Here is a 22,984-nt window from a genome sequence, read left to right on the forward strand (position 1 = left end):
TTCCCGATCCCTCCATTTCTCCAAGGCAGCAGCATGCCACCAACGGTTCGGTGAGGGGCGGGCCATCCCATAAGCATTCGCTCAACGCGGCGTGCGCCGATCCGGCGCGCGGGACGACAATACGACCGGGGGGACTTGATGATCACCAAGCAGTCATTCTTGAGGCTCGCGCTCGCTGCCACGATGCTGGCCGGCATCGCCGTGCCGGAGGCGCTCGCCGCCGGCGGCGACCTGATCGGTGTCGCCATGCCGACCAAGTCGTCTCAGCGCTGGATCGACGACGGCAACAACATCGTGAAGCAGCTGTCCGCCAAGGGCTACAAGCCGGACCTGCAATACGCCGACGACGACATCCCGAATCAGCTCGCCCAGATCGAGAACATGCTCACCAAAGGGGCAAAAGTCCTCGTGATCGCGTCGATCGACGGCACGACGCTCAGTGACGTGCTGTCGAAAGCCAAGGATGCCGGCGTCAAGGTCATCGCGTACGACCGCTTGATCAAGGGAACCCCGAACGTCGATTTCTACGCCACGTTCGACAACTTCCAGGTTGGCGTGCAGCAGGCCAACTCGATTGTCGACGCGCTCGGGCTGAAGGACGGCAAGGGCCCGTTCAACATCGAGCTGTTCGGCGGCTCGCCGGACGACAACAACGCCTACTTCTTCTACGACGGCGCGCTGTCGGTGCTGAAGCCGTATATCGACGCGAAGAAACTGGTCGTGCGCTCTGGCCAGGCCGGAATGGACAAGGTCTCGACCCTGCGCTGGGATCCGGCCACCGCCCAGGCACGCATGGATAACCTGCTCTCGGCCTATTACGGCAGTGCCAAGCTCGATGCGGTCCTGTCGCCCTACGATGGCATGAGGCACATGAAAGTGAGCCCTGCCGATCGTTTGTTTGCAACAACTTAGCCTAGCTGCAGCCCCCGCCCGTCCAAGCGCTGTCCAATAAGCCCATGTGGACTGAGGTGGAATGCCCTGCCCGCACGGGATGCGCGAGCGGCGTCTGCCAGGGAGCGATACCAACCCCGCACCTAGCGATTGAAACTTGCCGACCTTGCCCACCGTAGATTGCCTATCCATCCCAATGGAGAGGCGTTGCGTTGGTCGTGTTGAGTTTGGTCTGTTTGGTAGCCGGTACAGCCTTCGCGGGGGCCTCGTTGGTGTCCGAACGGCTGAAGATTATCTTTGAGGTTGCGAGCGGTATCCTCTTCCTCGTTGGCCTCTGCATACTTGGCTTAGGACTGCCATTGTTCCGCTAGGCCATCCACAACGTCCCATTGTTTGCAGGGTGCCGGTCATAGGTTGTCGACGAGTGGACCAGATGGCCGTATTTTCGACTGTCGACTCTCCAGCCGACCTTCCACGCCCGTCCCGAAGTACCCCTCAAAGCGCAGAGGGGCGGGCGTGGATGCTGCCTGGAGGCCAGCAACTCAACGTCAACCTCTCAGCGCTATCGTGTCTTCGTCGGGGCCCCCTCTCGACCTTCCACGTCCGCCGACGGTTTCACTTCGACGGTGGCGGCCCGGCGGGCGTGGATGCAAGGGGATCGCGAATTGCTACCCCCTAAGCTCACCGAGCTTTCGCCAACGTGGCGACTCCTCGGTCGAGCAAGTGGCAGAGTTTGCCACTTGAACCGATGCAAGCGCAGACTTTGCGAGTGCATCCGTTGCAGGCGCCAAGTTGGCATCTGCACCCGCTGGTGTGGCCAACCGGGCCATTACGTTTGGCTTTGCCAGCAACCGACAACCTGTCAGTTGCTCACCCTCGCCGCATCGAGGCCATCGACGGCAGGTCCGCCCGAGCGGCTAGAGCCTCGGCTCGTCGCACTCGCTCCCGGGATCGAGCGAACGCTGCATCCCCGTCCCGGTACAGCATGTCAGATCGGGCGAGATCGAAGCGGGCGAGCCGGAGCATCCGGACCGCGAGGAAGGCGTAGATCACGCGCATAGCACCTCCTTCGCCAGCCGGCTGATGTCCCTCAGAGCGTCGTTCTCGTACTGGCCGAGCGTCATCCCGATCCGATGCTTGAGCAGCATCGCCGGAAGGCTCACCATCGGCAGATCCATGAAGGGCGAGACGATTTCATCGACCTGATTGTCGAGGGCATCGGCTGGCTCACGGGCCATGAGATAGGCCTGCCATTCCGGACTGACTTCGATCCGTTGGTGAGCTTCCTTCTGTGCGGCCATGTCGAAGATCCGCGGATCCGGACGTGGATGCGCTGCCTCGGCAACGGTGTAGAGCCGGGTCGCTTCGGCCCAGAGCCGGTCATACTCGACCAGCTTCGGCAGCAGCATCGGCACAAGGGTCAGGAACCGGGCCTCGTGGTCCGGCAGGCCTCCGGATCCTGAAGGCAGGGCCATGACGGCCCCACCTGCGAGCGGGGCGACGAGGATGGCACCGAGCGCGGCGCGACGGGTGGAGGGGGTCATCGCGACACCTCCCGCAAGCCGCGCGACATGACGAATGCCGCGTTCCAATCTTCTTTGACCCGCTTCGCCACCGCCTCCATGGCGGAGCCGACAACCTGCACGCCCTCACGGTCGCAGTTGTCGGAGGAACCGAGGTCATAGACCACGGTCGCCCAGCGTAGCAGATCGGCTACGTCGCTCTCCATGTCGGAGATGAGGTTGGCCAGGTTATCTCGGCGATGATCGCGCTGGCTCATAAGCAGCCCCCGTAGCCCGGGAAGCCCTGCTCACCGATCGCGGCGAGGTCGGCGATGCCGTTGTCGTCGGTCAGGTCCTCGGCGTCATGACTGTCTTCGAGGTCGGCATCGCCAGCGAGCGCATCGAGCAGGGCCAAGTCCGCCTCGATCCGGTCGGCGATCTGGCGTCGCAGCTCACGAACTCGCTGACGGTCGGCATCGGCGAAGAAGCTCGCCAGACCGATCTGGATGTCGGCGATGGCCAGGTCAGCTGGATCAACGGGACGGCAAGCCCTTAGGGCCTGTGTAACCGGTCCTACCTGTGGTGAAGGCAAGCGGGGGCGTTCACCGCCGCCGAAGGGCGGTGTAGGGTGGTGGATAGCCATGTGACGGAGATCCCAGACGTTGCAGGGTCAGGGCCGGGAGGAAGTTACCGCTTCCGCTCGGCCTGCCTTTGTGATTAAATGTAGTCAGACAGCATGTCAACTACATTTAATGGACGCCATGGGCCGCCCACCTGTCGACACCCCCAAGTCCCTGCCGGTGTCCCTCCGGTTGCCGCCTGAGGTGAAAGCGGCTGCTGAGAAGGCCGCCAAGGACGACACGCGGTCGATGTCCAGCTTCATGGAGAAGCTCCTCACCGAGCACCTGAAGGCGAAGGGCTACCTAAAATGAGGCCGGAGCCCCTGGCGGTAGGTTTGGGCGTCATGGTCGTGACGGTGGCGTCGATCCGGCTCCTCCACGATGCGGGCTATCAGAAAGCCGGCCTCGTGATCCTGTTCATCTCACTGCTCTCCGGCGGCCTCATCACAGTGCTGGGAAGAGCGCGACCGAACTGATGGCTGCGTTCTCACAGGACGATGACTGCGATTATGAGCACTCGTCGCTATCTGGCCCGTTCACCCGCGACGGTGAGACGATCGACGTAGAGATCTACCGGTTCGCAGGCACTCAGGATCCCTGGCGGCTGGAGGTCTTTCATATGTCGCACGGAACCACGCAATGGCAGGAGCGCTTCGCGACTGAGGAAGACGCCTACCGGGCTTTCATGGCTATGGTCGAGGCGGATGGTATCGCTTCGTTCGCCGGCGCTTCCCCGAAGCTTCGTCACTGACCCCATCCGCCGCCTCGTGGAAGCGGCGCTGAAGGCGGAGCGGTTACAGCGTCTGGTTAGACGACGCGGGCCGAACGGGCGCGAATGCCAAATTCCCCGCTAGCGCGGCCACAAAGGCATCACGATCAATCGGCGCGGTGTGCCAATATGCGGTCATCAGGGCATTTAAGCGCTCACCGGGGTTACTAGACCTTCTGGCATCCCGGATGCGCCCTTCTGCCTTGCGCATGGCTTCAGTCACCGAGATATTTTCAGACATGGCGATTATCCGTGCCGACTGTCCACATTGCGGGACCCAACAGCTTGGGATGAGAGTCACTCATGCCTTTGAATGGCCGGTGACAAACTCTCGAAAGATGATGCCGAACCGATCGGCCGAAGAGCTTCGGTTGTCTGCCTCGGCTTATTGTTCGGAATGCAACCGTCCTGTTGGCTTCGTCCTTCGAATGAATGACCCGAATGCAATGCATCAAAATTTGACGCACATCCGTGATCGCTTAGTCAGAGATGAGACTGGCATTTCGCCTCTTGATCTGACCTTGGAGGAAACGCATCCTGCCACATCGCCGTACCGTATACCAGATAGTCTTCCCGAGAACGTCGCAGAAGATTTTAGGCAAGCAGAGCAAAACTATCGTCTGCATAATCCCTCAGCGGCGTCGGCAATGTACGGCAAGGCGCTTGAAACCGGTTTGAAATGGCGCTTCCCAGGCATTGTTGGAATGCTCGACAAGCGCATTAAAAAGCTTGTCGAAGATGGCCTGCTACCCTCAGAGATCGGAGATTGGGCGCATCAAGTTCGCATCGTCCGCAACGACGCTATTCATGATGAAACACCAGTTTCGGAGGGCGACATGGAGGATGCCCGCAACTTCGCGGACTCTGTTCTCCGTTACGTAATAACTCTGCCGACCGCGGTTGCAACCCGTCGAGGCAAGCCACCGGAGTCCATCCTCCCTGGTTGGAAAGACGTATCCGCTGATGCTTGAGACCTCTGAGTCGTCCAGCTGAGGTGGGCATCAGGTCTACACCGTCGCCGACTGCGCGTTCTGCAGCGCGAGGCTGTGCATGTTGCCGAACGCGCTCTCCATGATGCGGGCGGCATGCCGGGGGTTCTCGGCCCCGTTGATCGTGGTGTTCTGATTGAACGTCTGGTTCACCGACTTGCTGGTGGCACCCCCGTTGTTCACCACCGAGTTGGCGCCGGGCGGCAGGGGCGTCATCGCCTTCATCGCGTCGAAGTCCGGCATCTGCATCATCCGAGGCACACCAGGGATATGGATCTGCGGTGCAGCGGTCGAGCCGTCCGCGCCCTTCACCTCGATCTTTGGCGCCTTGAGTTCGATCGGCCGCCGATCCGCCGGCATCGTGGATGCCTTCGGGTCAACCTTGCGCATCAGCTCAACAGCGGTCGCATTTTTAGCGCCAACGAGCGACGCCCACTCGTTCTTGAGGCCCGTAGGATCGGCGCCACGCTGACGGGCGAGATTGGCACCGACACGATCCTGTAGCTTCTCGTCGTACAGGTCCGAACCCTTCAGGCCGAGCTTTTCCCTTTGTGCCCGGAGCGTCGTCCGCACGACCTGGTAGCGGCCGATGGCACTGCTGTTCCAGCGATTGGACGGATGGTTGAGCATCCCCGTCTGTAAGGCGTCGATTTGGTCGAGGGTCAGCTTCGTCAGATCCTGCTCCTTGCCACCGGGTAGGAGCAGGCCGTTCGCCAACGACGTGTTGTAGCCGCCGCCAGGGGCCTTCGCCGTGCCCTCGGATCGGGCGATGTGATCCAGCACGTCCTTGTAGGCGCCAGGATTGGCCGCCACGCCCCCAGACTGGTCTCCGCGCATCGCACGTGCTGCACGGGCGCGAAGGCCGCCACGGGCGTCCGCAGGCGCATTCGGGTCCGGCTTGCCACCGAGGATCGTCGGGGCGTGCCGCTCGTACCAGTTGCGCTTGTCCTGCACCGGCCCAGCGCTCGCACCCGGCGTGGCCACGACGCCCGGCGGAATGGGCTGCCCGGTTCGCATCGCGTCGAGGATTTGGGCGGTGCGCTGCCCGTTCCCCAGCACGGTGTTGGTGCCCGACGACCACGACAGGAAGCGGGCGATCTTCTCGATCCCGCTGGCTATGCGGTCCACGTTGTCGGCAAACTGCCGCATGCGGTCGCCGAACGCCTCCCACTTCTTCATGAACTCGTCGCCGTTCGAGCCGGTGAACAGCTTCAGCAGGTCGCCGAGCTTCGTCGCCAGCCAGATCGCCGCGTTGGAGATGCCGGTCAGGATCTCGTCCACCTTGCCGGGGTTGGCCGCGATCCAGTCGTTGAAGCCTTTCAGGATCTTCTCAAGCGCTGGCGCCAGGCTCACCATGAGCTTGTCGCTGAGCGCGGAAATCGTTGCCTGTAGGCGCGTCATGGTCCGCTGGAACGCCATCGAGGCTTCAGCCGACTTGGCCGAGTCGATCCCGAGCGCCTTGGTGGTGGCGTTGTACTCCGCGCGGAATTCCTTGATCTTGGCAGAGTACTGCGTGAGGAGCTTGAAATCCTCTTCGCTTATGCCGGCGATACCAGCCTTGCGGAAATCGACATCGTACTGTCCTGAGTTCGCTTTGTCCGCGAAGTCCAGAAGCTGTTCCTCGGCGGGCTTGGTCATGTCCACGCCCAGGCTCTGGACGTAGGACTTCACGCCCTGGTTCTCGCGGATGGCCTTGGAAAAGCTCTCGACCGCGCCGATGGCCTGCTGCGACGTGCCACCGACCTGCTTGAACGCGTAGGCCAGTGAGTTGAGTCCCTGGATCGAGCCTCCGGTCCGCTGAGACACGAAGCCGAGGTGGTCGAACGACTGCGCCACCCGGCTCGTGGCGTAGCCCACCGCGGTCGCCATGGCGGTCGCTGCCAGCGCCAGCTTCGACATGCCGGCCATGAAATCCTTGTGCCGGGCGTCCCGCTTCCGGGCGGCCTCCTGCTCGGCCTTCTCCTTCTGCTCGGCGGCAGCGAGTGCAGCCCGTGCCTCCTTGAGGTTCGTCTCCATCGTCAGCTTGGCGATGTCCTGCTCGGTCTTCGCACCCGCCCAGCGGGCGTCCTCGATCCGCTTCTCGGCGGATTTCACCGCAGCCTCGTAGTCAGCGATCGACTTCTTGGCGGTGTTGAGCTGGGCGGTGTTGACCTCGAACCCGAGGGCGACCGCGAAGGATGAGAGCCAGTTGTCGGCCATGGTCGTCCCCTCAGTGTAGCTTGTTCATGGCGGTGCGGATCTCGGCCGGCACCAGGTCGCCGCCTCCTTCGATCCACCGCTTGACCGTGAAGCCGAGGGCGCTGCCCATCAGGAGCTGCATCACGGCGCCATCGATGTCGGGGAAGGCAGGTTCCGGATCGCCCTTGGGCCAGACCTGGTGCCACTCGCCGCCGACCTCACGGGACAAGGTCCCCAGGCTCGCGCGCTCGATGATGTCCGTGTCGTCGTCGGAGAGCTTGCCCCAAGCGCCGAATACGGCTTGAGAGATCTTGATCATGTCGATGTTCGGCCGCAGTGCCAGCCGCGAGCCAGCAGCCAGCACAAGTGGCAGCGCCTCGGCGATCAGCGGGGCGAACCGGCGCTGGATCCGGGTCTCCGTCTGGGCCTTCATGCCGTCGAAGCGGTACCGGTGTCCGGCAATCTCGAACTCGGGCGCCATGGTCTAGCTCTCCAACTGTGCGGTTGCAGCGCGCAGGACCAGGCCGCGCAGCCGCTCAAGGCTTTCGGGCTCAAGGCCACCCGTGACCACGAAGGCGGTCAGCACCGACACGGCAACCTGTGTGCAGATCTCGTCATCGGCCTCGATGCCGTAGTGACCGAGGCCGACCCGAACGCCCTTCATGGCGCCGTCGAAAGAGCGCGGCTCAAGGTAGTCTTGGCTCTCACTGTCCATTGGTTGGGTATCCGATCCCTCTGGCGGCCATGGCGTAGGGGACTGACCCGGCGCTCAGCTTCACGCAGATGAAGTTGGTGAAGGACGGTTCACCTCGGGTGTCCCCGATGTGGCCGTTGTAGATGACCTTGTACCTTCCATCGGCCGCGATGCCGTAGAGATCCAAAAGCCTGTTGTTCGGCTCGCCCGTAATACTCGGATCGTACTCAGCCGCCTGGATAGATTTCTGATCGATCTGGACGACGCGCCCCGGATAGATCTCGCCATTCAGCAGGCAGACGCCCTCGATGCCGTTGACCGTCTGCATCGGCAAGCCAACCAGGCCCGTCTTGCTGTTCAGGACGATGTCACCGCCAGGCAGTGCATTCTTGTTGCCGAGGATCTGTAGCTTGCCCTGCTGGATTGACCACGAGGTCCCCGTCGCAAAAGCGATCTCGCGCAGATGGGTCTTGGCCCCACCATGCAGCGCGCAGCCTCGGGAGAACTTGGTCTTGGACAGCGCGTCCTTATCGATGTAGCCAATGCCGGCGCCGAGTTCCTTCATGGCATCCGCGCAGACCATGGCGCGATCATAGTAGGTGTGACCGGCAGACAAGGTCTTGTTCACGACGGCGAAGTTGCGCGGGCCGCTCTTATCGGTTGCCAGGATCGCCAGAACCTTGTCAGTGACATCGGCGCGGAGGTTGCGGGCTTGCTGGATCTCGCCCTTGAACAGCACGTAGGACTGACCGGTCACGTACCCGGCCGACACCGTCACGGTCTTGCCCCTGAAGAAGGCCGGATGGGTGCTCTTGTCCGCCAGATTGAAGATGCCGATCCGCGCCACGTTCGGCGTCGAGGTGTCCGCCATGGTGATCTCGAACGTCATGCGCAGGCCCTGCCCGCCGTTCTCGTCGCCACGGTAGGTCCAAGTCGCGCCGCCTTCGATCTCGACGGACATGTTGCGCAGGTACTGCTCAGACATCTCGCTTTCCCAGGAGGTGCCCCCGGCACGGCGTGCGCGCCGGAGGCTGTGTTGGGCGCGGGATCGAACATCGGCTGCTCGTCCCGTCTGCCGCCGGTTATTTGGAGAGCGCCACTCAGCGGCTGGGCGCCGTGCGGGTGAAGCTCACCCCGCACTCGCTGCGCGGCCGGTTCCCTCGCCCTGCGGGAGATCCCGGTGATCGCACTGCATTCAGGCAGCCGACCGCGGGGGCGGTTCGGCAAACACATCCTCCGGCATGGGCAGGCGGGCATCCGGATCGGAGGCGAGCCGGTCGCGAGCGGCCTGCCAGGGGCACGGCAGCGCATTGGTGCTGCCCGGCGAATAGCCGTCGCCGGGATCCGAGAGCCCGAAGGTGGCGTTGGCCGCCCGCCGGAGCATCGTCACCCGGGGCTGCAGCTGCTGAAGCTCGTCCAGCAAGGCGGCGCGGGCTGGATCGGCCTGCAACACGGCCGCGATCGCCTCATCGACATCCATCCGCGCCATCATGCACGGCGTGTCGAGCAACTGGATATCGTCCAGCAGCGCGGCTTCGGCCTTCCGCGACTGGACAAGCTCGGCGTTCACTTCGGCCAGTTCGGCACGAACCGTCTCGGCCATACCTTGATCGCCGACTTCGCCACGCAGGAGGGCTTCCCGGCGCGCGACCTCGCTCATGCCGCCCTCAGCACGGCGAAGATCGCCCTCCAGCGTGTCGCGCCGGCTCCAGATCGACCAGCGCCGTTCCTCTAGAACCTTGACCTCGGCGCGCTTGGCTTGGACCAGCGCGGCCCGGCGGTCGCGCTCGGCTATCGCGTCGGCCAGACGCTGCCGCGCGGGCGAGCGTGCCGGCGAGATCAGGGTGAGTGCTGGTTTCGCCATCGCTCAGTCCCCCTTGAACATATTGGGGAACGCCTTGCTGGCGGCGGCACGCTCGCTGGCCGTCATCGGCCGGCTCGGCTGCTTGGAGTGGATCACCTTGCCGGGCGGCACGGCACCGACTGCACTGCCGTCGCTGAGCCGGAACATGTCGGGCGTCAGCGCAACGATGGCGTCACGATCAGCGGCAATCGACATCAGGCCGCGCTTGTTCACGACGCTGTAGCCACGGGCCTGGCAGTCCATCGCCAGGATCTGCCGACCCTTGATGGCCGCATCGGCCGCCATCTCCTTCGCCGGCACGCCCTTCGCTAGCATATCGTGGAGCGCCAGCATGTCCTCGTCAGGGATCTTGCCGATGCAGAACTCCAGAAGGCGTTCCATGGTCTCAACGTTCATTGGTAGATCTCCTCAGTTGCTTGGCGGGGTCCACGGGACGAAGTTCGAGGCCGGCACATCGCTCGGCTTCTCGGTGACAGGGTACAGCTCGACCACACCGCCATCGGCCGGGTTGCCGGTCACCTGCGCGGCCGGGGCCCAGGCGGGCGACATGAGGTTCCCCGGCTGGACGATGGCGAAGTATCGCTGGTCGTTGGCGACGCCGGTGTAAGCAGCGGCAGGCCAGCGCCGGCAGGGACGGCCGTCGATAATCAGGGACTGTGCTGAGTAGAGGCAGACGCGATAACCCATAGTCAGTCTTTCACTCTCGAATATTGCGGCTCGTGACGACGTACTGGAACGACCGGCGATATTGTCCGGTATCCAGCAATGGCTTGGTGCCTGTCCGGCCGCGCCGGAGCCGCCCCTTGATCGTGCGCTCGGCGAGAGGCGCGAAGGCGCCCTCCGTGATCTGAGCCTGGACGGCGTTGACCGCGAGAATGCCGATTGCGTGCAGAGCCTTCTCGGGAGCCGCGAGGTCGCCGAGGAAGGCCGCCTTCAACCCGGCCTGGTATCGGGCGTGGGCCTGGTCGAGGATCGACTCGACGCCCGGCACGAGGTGCGGGCGGGCGGGCAAGTTTGTTTCAGGGTCGCCGTGCTCGAAGCGGTAGCCCAGCACAGCGTTGCTGATCGGCGCCTCGCCCTTCTCGGCAGCGTGCATGCTGTCGCCAGGAATGCCGATGACCACACGCTTGCTCAGCTCGCGAACCAGAGCCTTGGCGAACGGGTCGAGCGGGCCGGTCTTCTTCGTGAGCTTCGAGGTGATCGCCATGATCAGATCGTGCTCCCGTAGCGAAGGCGGCCGCGCGATCCGGGGGATCCGAACGCCGCTGCGATCTCGGGGGTGACGACGAGCGGCTTGGCCTTGCTGCCGATGCCGACCACCGCGCCGGCCACCGCATTCGCGAGGTCGTCGTGGGCGCCGGGAGCATGGTCGATGCTGTCCCGGCCGCCGCGGGCCGTGCGGCGCTCCAGGGTGATGAGCTGCGTCACCAGCAGGGGCACATCGAGGAGATCGACTTCGCCGCTGTTCAGCTTCGGCAGCAGGTCGAGGTAGAGCGCGCTCTTGGGCTTCTCGGCCGGCAGATAGCTGATGCCGTGGCGCTGGAACGCCTCCTTGGGCCACTCGCCCGCGTACCGGTCGCCGACAAGCTTGGTCAGGCGGTAGCGCTTCAGCAGGTCCGAGAACTCCGCGACCACCGCCTCAGGGCTGAACGGGGCCTTGCGCTCGCGGACGGCGTCTAGAACGATGCGGTCATCTTCACGGTGGACGATCGCCATCGTCATAGAGTCCGATGCGCCGCCGCTCGGATCCGCGAACGCATAGTAGGAGACCTTCGACAGGGGCGCCCGCTCGACAACACCACGCGGGATCGCGGCCTCGACCACCTCGCGGGTGATGAAGCTCTCAACGTCGGATCGGAACTCGGCCAGGTACTCCGCCGACGCGCTGGGCAGGTCTCGCTCCAAGGCCTCGTCGATCAGCCGCTGCGGCACGCTGGGGTTCATGGTGCGGGTCGCGGCACGCCATACCAGCGCGGGTGCGTCGTCCCGACCGTGGTAGCGCTGGAAGGCATCGTAGAGGGCGCCACGCCGCGCGTAGGGGCTGCTGGCGCACAGCATCATCCCGTTGGGGATCGTCGCCATCGCCGGGCGCAGGGCGTCCAGGATCTCGTAGTCGGGGCTGGCAGAGGTGTCGGAGGGCCAGAACGCCAGCTCGTCGCACAGGGCAGCTGCTAGGGTCCGACCGCGGACGGCGCGGTAGGAGGAGGTCCCGACCTCGATGGTGACGCGGTTGGTGAGGTCGAACTCGTCCGCCGTCTCCCGCTCGATCATGCGGGCTAGCATCGGCACTTCGGTCAGCAGGCCGCGGATGTACCGGAAGATGGTCCGAGCCTGCCGACGGTCCGTGGCGATGATCAGGATGGTCGCCCGCTCACCCGGGGCGAGGTACTGGCGATAGTCCCGGAAGCAGGCCAGATAGACGGCGATCAGGGCCAGCACGAAGCTCTTGCCGGCGCGGCGCCCGCAGATGAGCCAGGCTTCGGTGGAAGCGGCCTCAGGAGCCTCAGAGCGGCCCGTACAGGCCTGGTAGGTGGTCGCCTCGGCCTCGGACAGCGGCAGCCCGAACAGGGCGCCCACGAAGCTCCTCCAGGCCGACCAGGTCTCGGCGTCCTTGAACCAAGGCCCGAACAGCTTCGGGTCGGACATGGCCTTGAGCAGGTTCATGCTGCCGGCCTCGCGTCGATGTAGTCGCGTAGGTCAGGCGTCACGTCCCGGGGGCGGCGCTGCAGGCCGATGGCCTCCAGGAGTCGGCGCAGGTTGCCTGAAGTCCGCGAGTAGAGGTCGAGGGCATCGGCGTTGGCCTCGCCATCACTGGCGAACCGCTCCTCCATCCGCTCCAGCTCGACGGTCAACGTGGCGATCCGGCGAACCAAGCTCCTCTCCGCCGCGGACACCGCTGCGTCACCGCCGAGGTCTGAGAGGTGCAGGGCCATGAGGTCACGCATGCGACGCGCCCAAGCCGAGCGGCCGTCTGCGATCGTCAGCAGCGATGAGCCGTTCGTGACCCGGCTGCGATGTGCCGGCGAAAGTGCTGCGATGTGGGGACTATCTGCCACCGAACCACGTGCCTTATTGGACATTGGTTGGGTAAGATAGTGTAGATCGATCGCTAAGTCATTGGTGCGTAACGGTTCACTGCGATCCACTGAAGTGTTTGTTTGCCATGAGACGGCAATGCTTCGATCTCGGCAGCTTAAATCCGCGATTTTGACCTGATCTCGCGCCCCTAATCTCCGAACCACCCCCCTCCCCTTCAACCGACCGGACAAACCGGACAAAACGGACAAATGTCCCGGATGTCCGCTGTCCGTTTCCGGACGGACAGGACAAGGACACTAGGGAGTGTCCTGTCTGTCCGGTCTCGGATGTCCGGTTAGTCCGTGTCCGGCTGAAGCCAGAGGTGATCCACACCGTTGAGGGCCACCGACCCGATGAGGCTTCGGTTCAGACAGGTTTCCACCGCGCGCTTGAAGGCCTTGCGCTTCGCTTCCGCCCGCTTGGCTTCGTCGTCGCCATCCGCAGGGTAGATCGTGCTGAACCCCAGCTTCACCGATTGAAGGGCCACCGCACGCACCTCGGCACCCTCCTTGCCGAAGGGCCATGCTCGGATGCCATGTTCGTCCAAGGCGGTGGTCAGGGCCTGCCGAAAGACCTTGAGGGACGTGGGCCAGCGCTCTTTGGCGACCGCCGTCGCTGCGGCTGAGATCCGATCCGTCTGCCAGTTCACGATGCACGTTGTGATTGGCTCACGGTCGTAAGTCTCACCGACGGTGATCACCTCCAGTGCGTAGGGGATCTCGTAGCCGCACCGCCCTCCCCGCACCTTCCGGATTGCCATGCGAGTGTTGCTGATCGTGCCGGCCTCGTCCCGACTGGCGAGCATCGCCAACACCACGTCGGCGGCGGCTTCCTTGGCTGATGAGCCACGGGTGCCGGTCTCGACCGCCTTGCCGAAGTGATCGACGCCCAACACGAAAGCGCCGGTCTGGTGGCTCAGCGCTTCCATGGCGTTCATCACCCGCTGCGTCTCGGCGGCTGAGTTCTCGTCCATGAAGCCGGCGCCGGCCGCGACGGTGTCGATCACGATCAGGGCCAGCGGCAGGTCGAACGCCTCCAACAGGTGCTCGGCAGCCATCTTAGCCACGGTGACGAGCTGCGGCACGGCGTCGGCGTCGAGCAGGCGCGGGCACTCCTCGATCCAGGCGAACGGCAGCCGGTCCGGTGCGTCCGGCCCGAGCTTGCCTTGAACGATGCCCCGCAACCGGATCGGGATCTCGAAGGATCCTTCCGGCGCGATGAACAGGACACCGCCTTGCCGCATCACCCGCTTCCCCGCGAAGGGGCTGCCGGTCATCACGGACGCGCTGAGGTCGAGGGCCCCGAAGGTCTTGCCCCCGCCCCACTGGCCCGCCAGCAGTCCCTTGCCGGTCTCGAAGACGAGGTCCCGCACGAGCCAGGCCCGGTCGGCATTCGGGTCCGCGTCGCCGTGCCAGCGGATGCTGATAGCCGAAGTGGCTCGGGAGGCACCGCCCTCCTGTCGCTCAGTCCGCGGGCGCAGGCGCTCGATGGTATAGGCTGGCTCAGCCATGCCGGACCTCCATGGCGATGTCGTTGAGGTCGGCGCCGGCAACGGTCGAGCGGACGAGGAACACCTCCCGCCCGGCGCGGCGCCACCGATCGGCACACAGTTCGGACGAGGCATGCCCGGCCGGATCGTCGTCCACCGCGATCCAGAGGCATTCGATACCGGGCAGCGCCGGGAAGCTGGCGATCCCGCCCGCGTTCAGGACTGACCACACAGGTGAGGCGCCGAATTCTGGGACGCACCGAAGCGAGAGCGTCGTCTCGATCCCCTCGCCGATCCCGAGGCAGGTGGTCACCTCTTCGTCGGGCGTGAGTTTTACGGCGCCGCCGCCAATCGGCCCGAGGGCGAGGCGATCCTTGCCGTTCACCTCGACCTTCTGGCCGTCGAGGCTCAGCGCCGTACGGTGGACCGCCTGTGGCTCGTTGGTGACGATGTTCCGCACCAGCGCGACCATCGCCCGGGTCCGGTTCCCCGCGAAGGGACAGCCCGGATGAAACCGCAAAACCTCGTGGACATCGTTGACGAGGTCGAGGCCGCGACGAGCGAGGTAGCGGGCGACTGGTGACTCAGCCGGCTGCCGGGCTTCGCGCCAGATCCGCAGGGCGAGCGCCGAGCGGTCGGAAGCGGTAGGGGATGGTGTTTCACCACCCCCCTCACCCTGTTCCGGCGCCGGAACAATTCGGGAGGCGCCGCCCAATTCAGATCCGTTCGCCGGCGAACGGTTTCTCCCGGCGCCGGGAGAATTGAAAGTGTCCACCTTGTGAACACTTTGAAGCCCAAGCCGATCGCGAACGAAGTCCCGGCAGGCCCCGAAGTCGTCGCCGGCATGGCTGTGCAGGGTGAACCCGCCCGGCGCCGAGGCGTCGAACAGGATGCTGAGGGAGCGGTCCTGGCGGCTATGGTACGGGCCGGGGCAGAGGATGCCCCGGCCGACCACTTCGCCACCGAGCGCGCGCGCTGCGGAGCGAAGGTCCATCATGCCGAGCCTCCCTGATTGTGGAAGGCCTGCATTGCCCAGGTGAACCGATCTCCAGCCGCCGGGATATGCGCCGTGAGCGCATTCATCGCGGCAACCCCAGCGCCGGCATACTCGCGGTCGACGAGGTCAGGCGTCGTGGTGATGCCCTTCCCGACCTCTTGGGCCATACCGATCAGGCCCTGAGCGACGAAGTGCGGCGCGATCAGCACCGGTTCGCCATCGGCCTCGACCGTGTGGCAGGACTCCTTCCAGCTCTTCAGGAGCGCCGCTTTCAGGGCACGGCGCAGGTCGCGTGGCAGCGCGAGCGCCGCCAACAGTTCTTCATGGGCATGCCACGGCATGTCGGGGCCATCCGCTGGCCCACGGAAAAAGCGGACCGCGACGCCGTTGATGGTAGCAATGTGGATGGGACTGGCGGCCGTGATCATGCGCAGCCTCCCCGCAGGAAAGCCCGGGCCTCCACACGGCTCGCAAGCACACCAATCACCATGCCCTCACGGTCGAGGACTGCGGTCAGGGCGTTGGCGGGATGACGGCGGGGTGTTATATCGGAGGTGTCGGTCGAGCGAGCGACACTATCCGAGGGACGTGAGCGCTGGCCGGCGCTCCGTCCCTCAACTGTTTTCAGGGGCATGGTGCTACGCAGCCTCCTTCTGAGTGGCAGCTTCAGCGGCGCGCCGGAGCGAAGCCGGCAGCGGGGTCTCTTGGATGCTCAAGCGCCAAGCGGCTTCATCTTGCGGGAAGATGATGACTCGCCGTCCGATGCGGGTTGTTTTCGGCGCGCGGCCGATGGCCAGAAGATAGAAGTAAGAACTCTTGCCGATCTGATTGCGGTCGCAGAACTCAGAGACGGTCAGGGCCCGCGTGTCGTCTGACCGGATGACCTGAGCTGGACTGGCGACCGACGCGGCGGCGGTCTCCGTCTGAAGACGAATACTTGTCCGAGGCATTGGCTAACTCCGCAAACCCACGGAAGCCGTGGTGGAGTTGAGTTAGCCATCGCCAATCTCCCGCCGGAACGGAAGTAACAAAAATTCTTATTGGAGCCCCCTCAGTTACTGGGGGCACTCCGCTCCGGCGGCAGGTTCTTGCACCAATCGCGGACGCTTTCTTTCAGCTCGTCAATCTCGTCGTCGAGGTCGAGGCTGACAGCTACAAAACGAGCGACTGCTGAATGAGGGAAGTTGCCCGGGTCCGGATTGAAGAGGTCGCGGATCATCGTCGCAACCATCCGGGCATGCCCTCTCTTCTGATCAGAGACGTTCGGAAGGCGACGACCAAGGACTCGCGGATTGCTATTCATTTGCCGCATCTGACCTTGATCTTGGAAGTACTCTTCGACAAGGCGAAGAGCCGCAAGTAAATTGTCTCGTCCTTGGATCGTGATGTCAGAGGTGGGCGCTTCTTTGCACAGCCTAGCAGCATCCAAGAAAGGCTGCGCTAGTTTTTCGGCTTCGCTCTTGGTCCAATACGTCCTTTGAGGCTGATGAACCTCAATCATGACTTGGTAAAATAGGGCTGCAGACTGGCGGTCAAATGGTGTTAAGGCGCCTATGTCTCTTCCATAAGCGTCAGGAGAAAGACCTGCGCTGATCTTTGAAATCCGCTCCTGCATATCTGCTGCTTCAGGTACGCGCCGCAAATCTTTCCATGCCTGCTCCATTCGCGGGTCGGTCAAAAGCCGCACGGCAACATCGTTGGTCAGACCCGCTACGTCCTGCATCGCCTTGGCCCCGAGTGGCACCCATGTTGGAATGGAGACCTTTCGGCTCATCCGACGCTCCGAAGCTGCGTCGGTGCGGGTGTGACCAATGACACTGCTGCAAGCGCTGCCAACTCATCCAAAGCCGTGACGATGTAGGCCGAGTAGTGCGCCTCGATCATCGCGGTGGATGTGTCGTGGAGCGCAGCGACGAGGCGAACCGGTAGGTTGGCCCGGAGGCCGCGAACGATGCTGCTGTGCCGGAGCGCGTAGGGCACGAAATCCCGGGGCAATTCGGCTCTGTCCAGGATCGTCGCCCAAGCGGCATGCATCTCCGTGGCATTGGCCCAGAGGACGCGGCCAGTTTTCACAAACTTCCCTACCGTCACCAGTTGCCACCGAGGGCGCATGAGCAGCGTCTCTGTCCCGCGACGGCCAACCAGTGCCGGGCGCAGCGCGGCGATCACGTCGGGAGCGACACGGACCCCGATGTGGGAGGTGTGGCGGGTACCGGTGCCCTTGCGGCTCACAGGTACCATGAGCCGGTTCTGCTCGACCTGCACGTCCGCGACGGTCATCCGGGTGACCTGCGAGAACCGAAGGCCGGTCGCTGCCAACACAAGGACAAGGCGATAGAGATCGCCGTCCCATCCCCCGTTGGCATCTATTTCAACGGCGGCTGCGACGATCCGGCGAACATCGGCGTCTGGCAGGATCTGAGCTTCACGGGCGATGGGCGCGGAGGATGGCTCCGCCGTCAGGCCGTTGCGGATTGTCATGCTGATCGTTGCAGGCAGTTGAGCTGCGTGCCGCCGAACGACGGCGTTCAAAGCCGCCCGGAAGTCATTGGTGATGCGGCGGACGCTTCCGTCCTTCAGCACCGTGCCAGCCCCCGACCGCCACGTCTGTAGGTCATCGACCGAGAGCGCCTGTAGGGCTTTGTCCGCGATCCCATTCGAAAGCACATGCCTGGTTAGCCGCGAGCGAGTTTGCCGCCGCAGAGCGAGTCCGTTCCTATTCTTCGCCTCGCGGGCCTCGCATACCTCAATGTAAGCTAGGATGGCGCTGCGCACGCTGATCGCCGGGCCGAGTGCCGCGATCCGCTCCGCTTCTTCCACCTCCTTGATCCGCCCGCGCGCCCGGTCCTGCGCCTGCTGGAAAGTCAGGATCGTCGTGCCGTTCGCCGCCAGCCGATCGTCGGCCCGGCCGAGCGCCTCGACTGCGTACCGCTCGTCCCCGAGGTAGCGGCGGGCGACCCAGGTGCCTCCGGTCTTGCCCTTGCGGTAGCCGAGGTGAAGCCCGCGATCGATGGCCCGGAAGTAAGGTTTCGACTGCAGCTTCAGTTTCGCTCGCGCAGTCGGGCTATCCAGAATGGTGTCACGGACGCGCTTCGTCATCGACCACAACCTGTCCAATTTCCGTCCAATATGCAGGAGTGGACTTGCGTGAACAAGGGAGGATTACAGCAAGCTAAGTTATAAACTGCAGAGGAAAGCAGTGGACCTTAGTGGATCTACATTTTTCCCTACGATGGCATCTCGATCGGCATCATCTCGTCGCTCAAAGGCGTCGGCTACGGCTCCGGCAGCCTGAAGATGCCGGTGGTCAGCGGCCAGGATGCCGAGCTGCAATCGGTCAAGTCCATCATCGCCGGCGAACAATACTCGACCGTGTTCAAGGATACGCGCGAGCTGGCCAAGGTGACTGTGGCGATGATCGACGCCATCGAGAACGGCAAACAGCCCGAGGTGAACGACACCAAGACCTACAACAACGGCAAGAAGATCGTCCCGTCCTTCCTGCTGAAGCCGGTCGTCGTCACCAAGGACAACTGGAAGCCGGTCCTCGTGGAAACCGGCTACTACACGCTCGACCAGCTGAAATAAGCGCGGCGGGGCCGGGGTCCGGTCCCGATCGATCCTGGCCGATGCCGGCATCCCCGGCATCGGCTGCCGACATCTGAACGACGAGCCGGAATTGGTCGCATGCAGCCCGTCCTCGAAATGCGAGGGATTACGAAGACATTTCCCGGCGTCAAGGCGCTCTCCGACGTCAACTTGACGATCCGGCCGGCCGAGATCCATGCCCTGGTCGGGGAAAACGGCGCCGGAAAGTCGACGCTGATGAAGGTCCTGAGCGGGGTCTACCCGCACGGAACCTACGAGGGCGAGATCCATTACGAGGGCCGCCTCAGCGCGTTTCGGGACATCTCGGACAGCGAGCGCGTCGGGATCGTCATCATCCACCAGGAACTCGCGCTGGTTCCGTTCCTGTCGATCGCCGAGAACATCTTCCTCGGCAACGAGCCGGCCCGGTTCGGCATCATCGACCGGGACCGGATGTTCAGCCGGGCGGTCGGCCTCCTGAGGACCGTGGGGCTCGAGGAGAACCCCGAAACGCTGGTCACCCATCTCGGCGTCGGCAAGCAGCAGCTCGTGGAGATCGCCAAGGCGCTCTCGAAGAAGGTGAAGCTGCTCATCCTCGATGAGCCGACCGCGAGCCTGAGCGAAAAGGACAGTGACGCGCTCCTGCGCCTGCTCGTAAGCTTTCGGGAACAGGGTATCGCGTCGATCCTGATCTCCCACAAGCTCAACGAGATCTCCAAGGTCGCCGACCGGATCACGGTTCTGCGCGACGGCACCACGGTCGAGACGCTGAATTGCCGTGACGGCACCGTCGATGAGGACCGAATCATCCGGGGCATGGTCGGCCGCGAGATGGCGAACCGGTATCCGGCCCGCGAGCCGCGGCTCGGCGACGTGATGCTGGAGGTGCGCAACTGGACGGTGCACCACGCCGTCCACGCCGACCGGGCGGTGGTGCGCAACGTCAGCCTCACCGTCCGCAAGGGCGAGATCGTCGGGATCGCCGGCCTGATGGGCTCGGGCCGCACCGAACTCGCCATGAGCCTGTTCGGCCGCGCCTACGGCCAGGGCATCTCGGGCCAAGTCCGGATCGAAGGCCGGGACGCCGACGTCTCGTCCATCGGCAAGGCGATCGCGGCGGGCATCGCCTACGTCACCGAGGACCGCAAGCAGCTCGGCCTCGTGCTCGACGAGACCATCACCAAGAACACCACGCTGGCGAACCTGCCGGGCGTGTCCAGGGCCGCGGTGATCGACGAGGACAAGGAGCGCGGCGTCGCCACCGACTATCGCGCGAAGATGCGCATCCGCTCCTTCGGAGTCGCGCAGCAGACCGTAAACCTGTCCGGCGGCAACCAGCAGAAGGTCGTGCTGAGCAAGTGGCTGTTCACGCACCCCAAGGTGCTGATCCTGGACGAGCCGACTCGGGGCATCGACGTCGGCGCCAAGTACGAAATCTACGCGATCATCAACGAGCTGGCCGAGGGCGGCAAGGGCGTGCTGATGATCTCGTCCGAGATGCCTGAGCTACTCGGCATGTGCGACCGCATCTACGTGATGAACGAGGGGCGTTTCGTGGGTGAGTTCCAGCGCTCGGAGGCGAGCCAGGAGGCGATCATGCGCGCGATCATGCGCTCGAAGGAACTGAACGGATGACCGAGACCTCTGCGGCCAAGACGATGCCCCCCGGTCCCGAGTCCGTCCCGGACGCCAAGCCCGCTGCCGATGCGCGCGCCAAGCGCGGCTTCCTGGGAACCTCGCAGTTCCGGGATTACGGGCTGGTGATCGCCCTGCTGCTGATCACGCTGTTCTTCGAGTACACGACGAACGGCGTGCTGTTCCAGCCGCTCAACCTGACCAACCTGATCCTGCAGAACAGCTACGTCGTCGTGATGGCGCTGGGCATGCTGCTGGTCATCGTGGCCGGCCATATCGACCTGTCGATCGGCTCGATCGTCGGCTTCGTCGGCGCCCTGGCGGCCCTGCTCATGGTGCATTACGGCATCGACCCGTTCACCGCGACCATCGTGTGCCTCGCGGTCGGCGCCGCCATCGGCGGCCTGCAGGGCGCGTTCGTGGCGTATCTCGGGATCCCGAGCTTCATCGTCACCCTCGCCGGCATGCTGGTGTTCCGGGGCCTGACGCTCGCGCTGTTGCAGGGCGCCTCGATCGGGCCGTTCCCGGAGGTGTTCCAGCTCCTTTCCAAAGGCTTCCTGGTCAACTTCGCCGGGCCCTGGACCGCGATGCTGATGGGGCTCGTGCTCGCGCTCCTCCTGCTCGGCATGAACTGGCAGCGCCGCGCCGTTCAGGTCCGCCACGGAAGCTCGCCGGACAGCCTGGCCTCGTTCATTGCCCGCAACGGCATTATCACCGCGGTGATCCTGGCCTTCGCGTACCAGATGAGTTCGTATCGCGGCCTACCGAACGTGTTGCTGGTCATGTTCGTGCTGGTGATGATCTACCGCTTCGTCACCACCCGCACGACGATCGGGCGGCGCATCTACGCGCTGGGCGGCAACATCAAGGCCGCACGCCTGTCGGGCATCAAGACCGAGCGGCTCACTTTCCTGACCTTCGCCAACATGGGTGCCCTCGCCGGGCTCGCCGGCATGATCTTCGCCGCGCGCCTCAACACCGCGACCCCGAAGGCCGGCGTCGGGTTCGAGCTCGACGTGATCGCGGCCTGCTTCATCGGCGGCGCCTCGGCCGCGGGCGGCATCGGCAAGGTTTCGGGGGTCGTCATCGGGGCGTTCATCATCGGCGTGATGAACAACGGCATGTCGATCCTCGGGATCGGCATCGACTACCAGCAAGTCATCAAGGGTATCGTGCTGCTCGCGGCTGTCTGCCTCGACGTCTACAACAAGAAGAACCGGGCCTGACGCGACAAGGCTGCTGCTCCCCGGCGGCAAGGGCTCAAGACGTCCGCCCAGGCTGCAGGTCGTCGCTGCGCTCCGGCTGGGTTGGCGGGGCGGGGGGCTGCACGACCTGGGCCATGAGCAGCCGGTGGGGCTGCGGTCCCGACAGCGGGTCGATGGTTCGCGGCTCGGGCACCGGCGGACGCAACGGCGGCGCGGGTGTACGCCGCGTCGGCCTCTTCGGAGCCGGCAGCGCGGAGAAGCCGACACACAGGACGAGGCACGACAAGCCAGTCAGGACACCCTCCACGGAGGGGTCCGTGCGAGTCATCAGATAGCCAAGGCCGCCGAGACCCGAGCCGGCGGCCAGGATGCGGGAGAGCGACGGGTAGGCGGGCATGCCCGACGGTCGCGTCCGCGTCCTTGCCGGGCGGTCAAACCGATCCGTTCAATTGTCGCGAGCCGGCCGGCCCTGCGCCGAGCGCATGCGCAGCACCGGTTTGCGGGAAGCGGTTCAGGTCTTGCGCGCCACCGTGAAGCGGGCGGCGTCCCGCAAGGTCCGGGCGCCCTCGCCCCAGAGCGCCACAGCATCCTCGCAGACGCCGACCAGGCGGTCGCACTCGGCCCGGGCGCCGTCCAGGCCCAGGCGATCCACCAGGGTCGCCTTGCCGGCGTCCTTGTCCTTGCCGGTGGCCTTGCCCATCGCCTCGGGCGAGGCTTCCCGGTCGAGGATGTCGTCGGCAATCTGGAACGCCTGGCCCAGTGCCAGACCATAGCGCAGCAGCGCCGCCCGCTGACCCTCGTCGGCCCCGCCGACGATCGCGCCGGCTTCCACCGAGAAGGCCAGGATTGCGCCGGTCTTCATCGCCTGCATCCGCAGGGTGTCGTCCACGTCCATGGTGGCGGCGCCGAACCGCCCTTCGGCGGTGAGGTCGAGGAGCTGGCCGCCGACCATTCCGCCGAGGCCTGAGGCGCGGGCGAGCCCGAGCACGAGGTCGGCGCGGATTCGCGCGTCCGGCTGCCAGGTCGGGTCGGCGACGATCTCGAAGGCGAGCGTCTGCAGCGCGTCGCCCACCAAGATGGCGGTCGCCTCGTCGTAGGCCTTGTGCACCGTCGGCTTGCCGCGGCGCATGTCGTCGTCGTCCATGGCCGGGAGGTCGTCGTGCACGAGGCTGTAGCAATGCACCAGTTCGACACCGGCGCCGGCCGCGAGCGCTGCGGCCTCCGAGCCACCGAGCATCCGGGCGGTCTCGATGGCCAGGAACGGGCGCAGGCGCTTGCCGCCGCCCAGCACCGCGTGCCGCATCGCCTCCATCAGGCGCGGCGGCCGGGCGATCTCGCCGGGGCCGACCTCTGGTCCGAGGCGCTCGACCAGGAAGGTCTCGACCGTCTCGGCGACCTGCGTCAGCCTGTGGGAAAACCCGGCGGCGGGAGTGGCCGTCTTGACCGAACCGGTCTGAGCCTGCGTTGAGGGTATCGAGGTCATCG

27 protein-coding genes and 2 pseudogenes are annotated in these 22,984 nt (G+C 64.8%); 8 read left to right on the plus strand and 21 right to left on the minus strand.

Going from position 1 to position 22,984, the window contains the following annotated elements:
• Positions 1-183 precede the first annotated feature (183 nt).
• Positions 184-864: pseudogene (locus tag AC0IY0_RS16300) on the plus strand (substrate-binding domain-containing protein); the annotation flags it as partial.
• A gap of 1,076 nt (positions 865-1,940) precedes the next feature.
• Here the strand turns inward: AC0IY0_RS16300 and AC0IY0_RS16305 are convergent.
• The 3 genes from AC0IY0_RS16305 to AC0IY0_RS16315 are packed head-to-tail and all read right to left on the minus strand — an operon-like array spanning position 1,941 to position 3,036.
• Positions 1,941-2,435, minus strand: a complete 495-nt coding sequence (locus AC0IY0_RS16305; protein ID WP_471764624.1) for a hypothetical protein — start codon at positions 2,433-2,435, stop codon at positions 1,941-1,943.
• A complete protein-coding gene (locus tag AC0IY0_RS16310) occupies positions 2,432-2,671 on the minus strand; it encodes a hypothetical protein (RefSeq protein ID WP_471764626.1) in 240 nt (79 codons plus the stop codon). The genes AC0IY0_RS16305 and AC0IY0_RS16310 overlap by 4 nt, the downstream gene beginning before the upstream one ends.
• On the minus strand, positions 2,668-3,036 hold the full coding sequence (locus AC0IY0_RS16315; protein ID WP_471764627.1) for a hypothetical protein: 369 nt from the start codon (positions 3,034-3,036) through the stop codon (positions 2,668-2,670). The genes AC0IY0_RS16310 and AC0IY0_RS16315 overlap by 4 nt, the downstream gene beginning before the upstream one ends.
• Positions 3,037-3,154: 118 nt before the next feature.
• Here AC0IY0_RS16315 and AC0IY0_RS16320 point away from each other — a divergent pair, with 118 nt between their 5' ends.
• The 3 genes from AC0IY0_RS16320 to AC0IY0_RS16330 are packed head-to-tail and all read left to right on the plus strand — an operon-like array spanning position 3,155 to position 3,764.
• Positions 3,155-3,325 (plus strand): hypothetical protein, encoded by a 171-nt coding sequence (locus tag AC0IY0_RS16320; protein WP_471764629.1) that lies wholly within the window; start codon positions 3,155-3,157, stop codon positions 3,323-3,325.
• On the plus strand, positions 3,322-3,489 hold the full coding sequence (locus tag AC0IY0_RS16325; protein ID WP_471764630.1) for a hypothetical protein: 168 nt from the start codon (positions 3,322-3,324) through the stop codon (positions 3,487-3,489). Before AC0IY0_RS16320 ends, AC0IY0_RS16325 begins: the two co-directional genes overlap by 4 nt.
• Complete coding sequence (locus tag AC0IY0_RS16330; RefSeq protein WP_471764631.1) at positions 3,489-3,764, plus strand: hypothetical protein; 276 nt, start codon at positions 3,489-3,491, stop codon at positions 3,762-3,764. Before AC0IY0_RS16325 ends, AC0IY0_RS16330 begins: the two co-directional genes overlap by 1 nt.
• 43 nt (positions 3,765-3,807) lie before the next feature.
• On the opposite strand, the gene AC0IY0_RS16335 is transcribed toward AC0IY0_RS16330, so the two are convergent.
• The gene (locus AC0IY0_RS16335; protein WP_471764632.1) at positions 3,808-4,023 is read right to left on the minus strand and encodes a hypothetical protein; all 216 of its coding nucleotides are present in this window, start codon (positions 4,021-4,023) and stop codon (positions 3,808-3,810) included.
• On the opposite strand from AC0IY0_RS16335, the gene AC0IY0_RS16340 reads away from it, so the two are divergent.
• Positions 4,022-4,753: a DUF4145 domain-containing protein gene (locus tag AC0IY0_RS16340; RefSeq protein ID WP_471764633.1), complete on the plus strand. Its 732-nt coding sequence runs from the start codon at positions 4,022-4,024 to the stop codon at positions 4,751-4,753. The genes AC0IY0_RS16335 and AC0IY0_RS16340 overlap by 2 nt on opposite strands.
• 36 nt (positions 4,754-4,789) lie before the next feature.
• On the opposite strand, the gene AC0IY0_RS16345 is transcribed toward AC0IY0_RS16340, so the two are convergent.
• The 16 genes from AC0IY0_RS16345 to AC0IY0_RS16420 all read right to left on the minus strand — a co-directional run bounded on the left by AC0IY0_RS16345 (position 4,790) and on the right by AC0IY0_RS16420 (position 18,170).
• On the minus strand, positions 4,790-6,970 hold the full coding sequence (locus AC0IY0_RS16345; RefSeq protein WP_471764634.1) for a hypothetical protein: 2,181 nt from the start codon (positions 6,968-6,970) through the stop codon (positions 4,790-4,792).
• A gap of 10 nt (positions 6,971-6,980) precedes the next feature.
• Complete coding sequence (locus AC0IY0_RS16350; protein WP_471764635.1) at positions 6,981-7,430, minus strand: hypothetical protein; 450 nt, start codon at positions 7,428-7,430, stop codon at positions 6,981-6,983.
• Between the two features lie 3 nt (positions 7,431-7,433).
• Positions 7,434-7,664, minus strand: a complete 231-nt coding sequence (locus tag AC0IY0_RS16355; protein ID WP_471764636.1) for a hypothetical protein — start codon at positions 7,662-7,664, stop codon at positions 7,434-7,436.
• Entirely contained in the window at positions 7,654-8,628 is a 975-nt protein-coding gene (locus AC0IY0_RS16360) for a hypothetical protein (RefSeq protein WP_471764637.1), read from the minus strand. Before AC0IY0_RS16360 ends, AC0IY0_RS16355 begins: the two co-directional genes overlap by 11 nt.
• A gap of 210 nt (positions 8,629-8,838) precedes the next feature.
• Positions 8,839-9,507, minus strand: coding sequence for a hypothetical protein (locus tag AC0IY0_RS16365; RefSeq protein WP_471764638.1), 669 nt, complete (start codon positions 9,505-9,507; stop codon positions 8,839-8,841).
• Positions 9,508-9,510: 3 nt separating this feature from the next.
• Positions 9,511-9,903 (minus strand): hypothetical protein, encoded by a 393-nt coding sequence (locus AC0IY0_RS16370; protein WP_471764639.1) that lies wholly within the window; start codon positions 9,901-9,903, stop codon positions 9,511-9,513.
• A 12-nt stretch (positions 9,904-9,915) separates the two neighbouring features.
• Positions 9,916-10,194, minus strand: coding sequence for a hypothetical protein (locus tag AC0IY0_RS16375; RefSeq protein WP_471764640.1), 279 nt, complete (start codon positions 10,192-10,194; stop codon positions 9,916-9,918).
• A gap of 10 nt (positions 10,195-10,204) precedes the next feature.
• Complete coding sequence (locus AC0IY0_RS16380; RefSeq protein WP_471764641.1) at positions 10,205-10,714, minus strand: hypothetical protein; 510 nt, start codon at positions 10,712-10,714, stop codon at positions 10,205-10,207.
• Positions 10,715-10,716: 2 nt separating this feature from the next.
• Positions 10,717-12,171 (minus strand): hypothetical protein, encoded by a 1,455-nt coding sequence (locus tag AC0IY0_RS16385; RefSeq protein WP_471764643.1) that lies wholly within the window; start codon positions 12,169-12,171, stop codon positions 10,717-10,719.
• Entirely contained in the window at positions 12,168-12,452 is a 285-nt protein-coding gene (locus tag AC0IY0_RS16390) for a hypothetical protein (RefSeq protein WP_471764645.1), read from the minus strand. Before AC0IY0_RS16390 ends, AC0IY0_RS16385 begins: the two co-directional genes overlap by 4 nt.
• Before the next feature lie 428 nt (positions 12,453-12,880).
• Entirely contained in the window at positions 12,881-14,137 is a 1,257-nt protein-coding gene (locus AC0IY0_RS16395) for an ATP-binding protein (protein ID WP_471764647.1), read from the minus strand.
• Entirely contained in the window at positions 14,088-15,071 is a 984-nt protein-coding gene (locus AC0IY0_RS16400) for a DUF7146 domain-containing protein (protein WP_471764648.1), read from the minus strand. The genes AC0IY0_RS16395 and AC0IY0_RS16400 overlap by 50 nt, the downstream gene beginning before the upstream one ends.
• A complete protein-coding gene (locus AC0IY0_RS16405) occupies positions 15,068-15,499 on the minus strand; it encodes a hypothetical protein (RefSeq protein WP_471764649.1) in 432 nt (143 codons plus the stop codon). The genes AC0IY0_RS16400 and AC0IY0_RS16405 overlap by 4 nt, the downstream gene beginning before the upstream one ends.
• Positions 15,500-15,709: 210 nt before the next feature.
• Entirely contained in the window at positions 15,710-16,021 is a 312-nt protein-coding gene (locus tag AC0IY0_RS16410) for a hypothetical protein (protein WP_471764650.1), read from the minus strand.
• A gap of 101 nt (positions 16,022-16,122) precedes the next feature.
• Positions 16,123-16,845: a hypothetical protein gene (locus tag AC0IY0_RS16415; protein WP_471764651.1), complete on the minus strand. Its 723-nt coding sequence runs from the start codon at positions 16,843-16,845 to the stop codon at positions 16,123-16,125.
• Complete coding sequence (locus tag AC0IY0_RS16420) at positions 16,842-18,170, minus strand: tyrosine-type recombinase/integrase (RefSeq protein WP_471764652.1); 1,329 nt, start codon at positions 18,168-18,170, stop codon at positions 16,842-16,844. The genes AC0IY0_RS16415 and AC0IY0_RS16420 overlap by 4 nt, the downstream gene beginning before the upstream one ends.
• A 126-nt stretch (positions 18,171-18,296) precedes the next feature.
• On the opposite strand from AC0IY0_RS16420, the pseudogene AC0IY0_RS16425 reads away from it, so the two are divergent.
• The 3 genes and pseudogenes from AC0IY0_RS16425 to mmsB all read left to right on the plus strand — a co-directional run.
• Positions 18,297-18,659 (plus strand): annotated as a pseudogene (locus AC0IY0_RS16425) (sugar ABC transporter substrate-binding protein); the annotation flags it as partial.
• A 99-nt stretch (positions 18,660-18,758) separates the two neighbouring features.
• Positions 18,759-20,294 carry a multiple monosaccharide ABC transporter ATP-binding protein gene (mmsA, locus tag AC0IY0_RS16430; protein ID WP_471764653.1) on the plus strand — a complete coding sequence of 512 codons (1,536 nt, stop codon included), beginning with the start codon at positions 18,759-18,761 and terminating at the stop codon, positions 20,292-20,294.
• Positions 20,291-21,520 carry a multiple monosaccharide ABC transporter permease gene (gene mmsB, locus AC0IY0_RS16435; protein ID WP_419829513.1) on the plus strand — a complete coding sequence of 410 codons (1,230 nt, stop codon included), beginning with the start codon at positions 20,291-20,293 and terminating at the stop codon, positions 21,518-21,520. Before mmsA ends, mmsB begins: the two co-directional genes overlap by 4 nt.
• Before the next feature lie 490 nt (positions 21,521-22,010).
• Here mmsB and AC0IY0_RS16440 read toward each other — a convergent pair whose 3' ends face one another.
• Positions 22,011-22,982 carry a polyprenyl synthetase family protein gene (locus tag AC0IY0_RS16440; RefSeq protein WP_246692235.1) on the minus strand — a complete coding sequence of 324 codons (972 nt, stop codon included), beginning with the start codon at positions 22,980-22,982 and terminating at the stop codon, positions 22,011-22,013.
• Positions 22,983-22,984 lie beyond the last annotated feature (2 nt).

Source organism: Methylobacterium sp. AC315 (genome assembly GCF_979253755.1).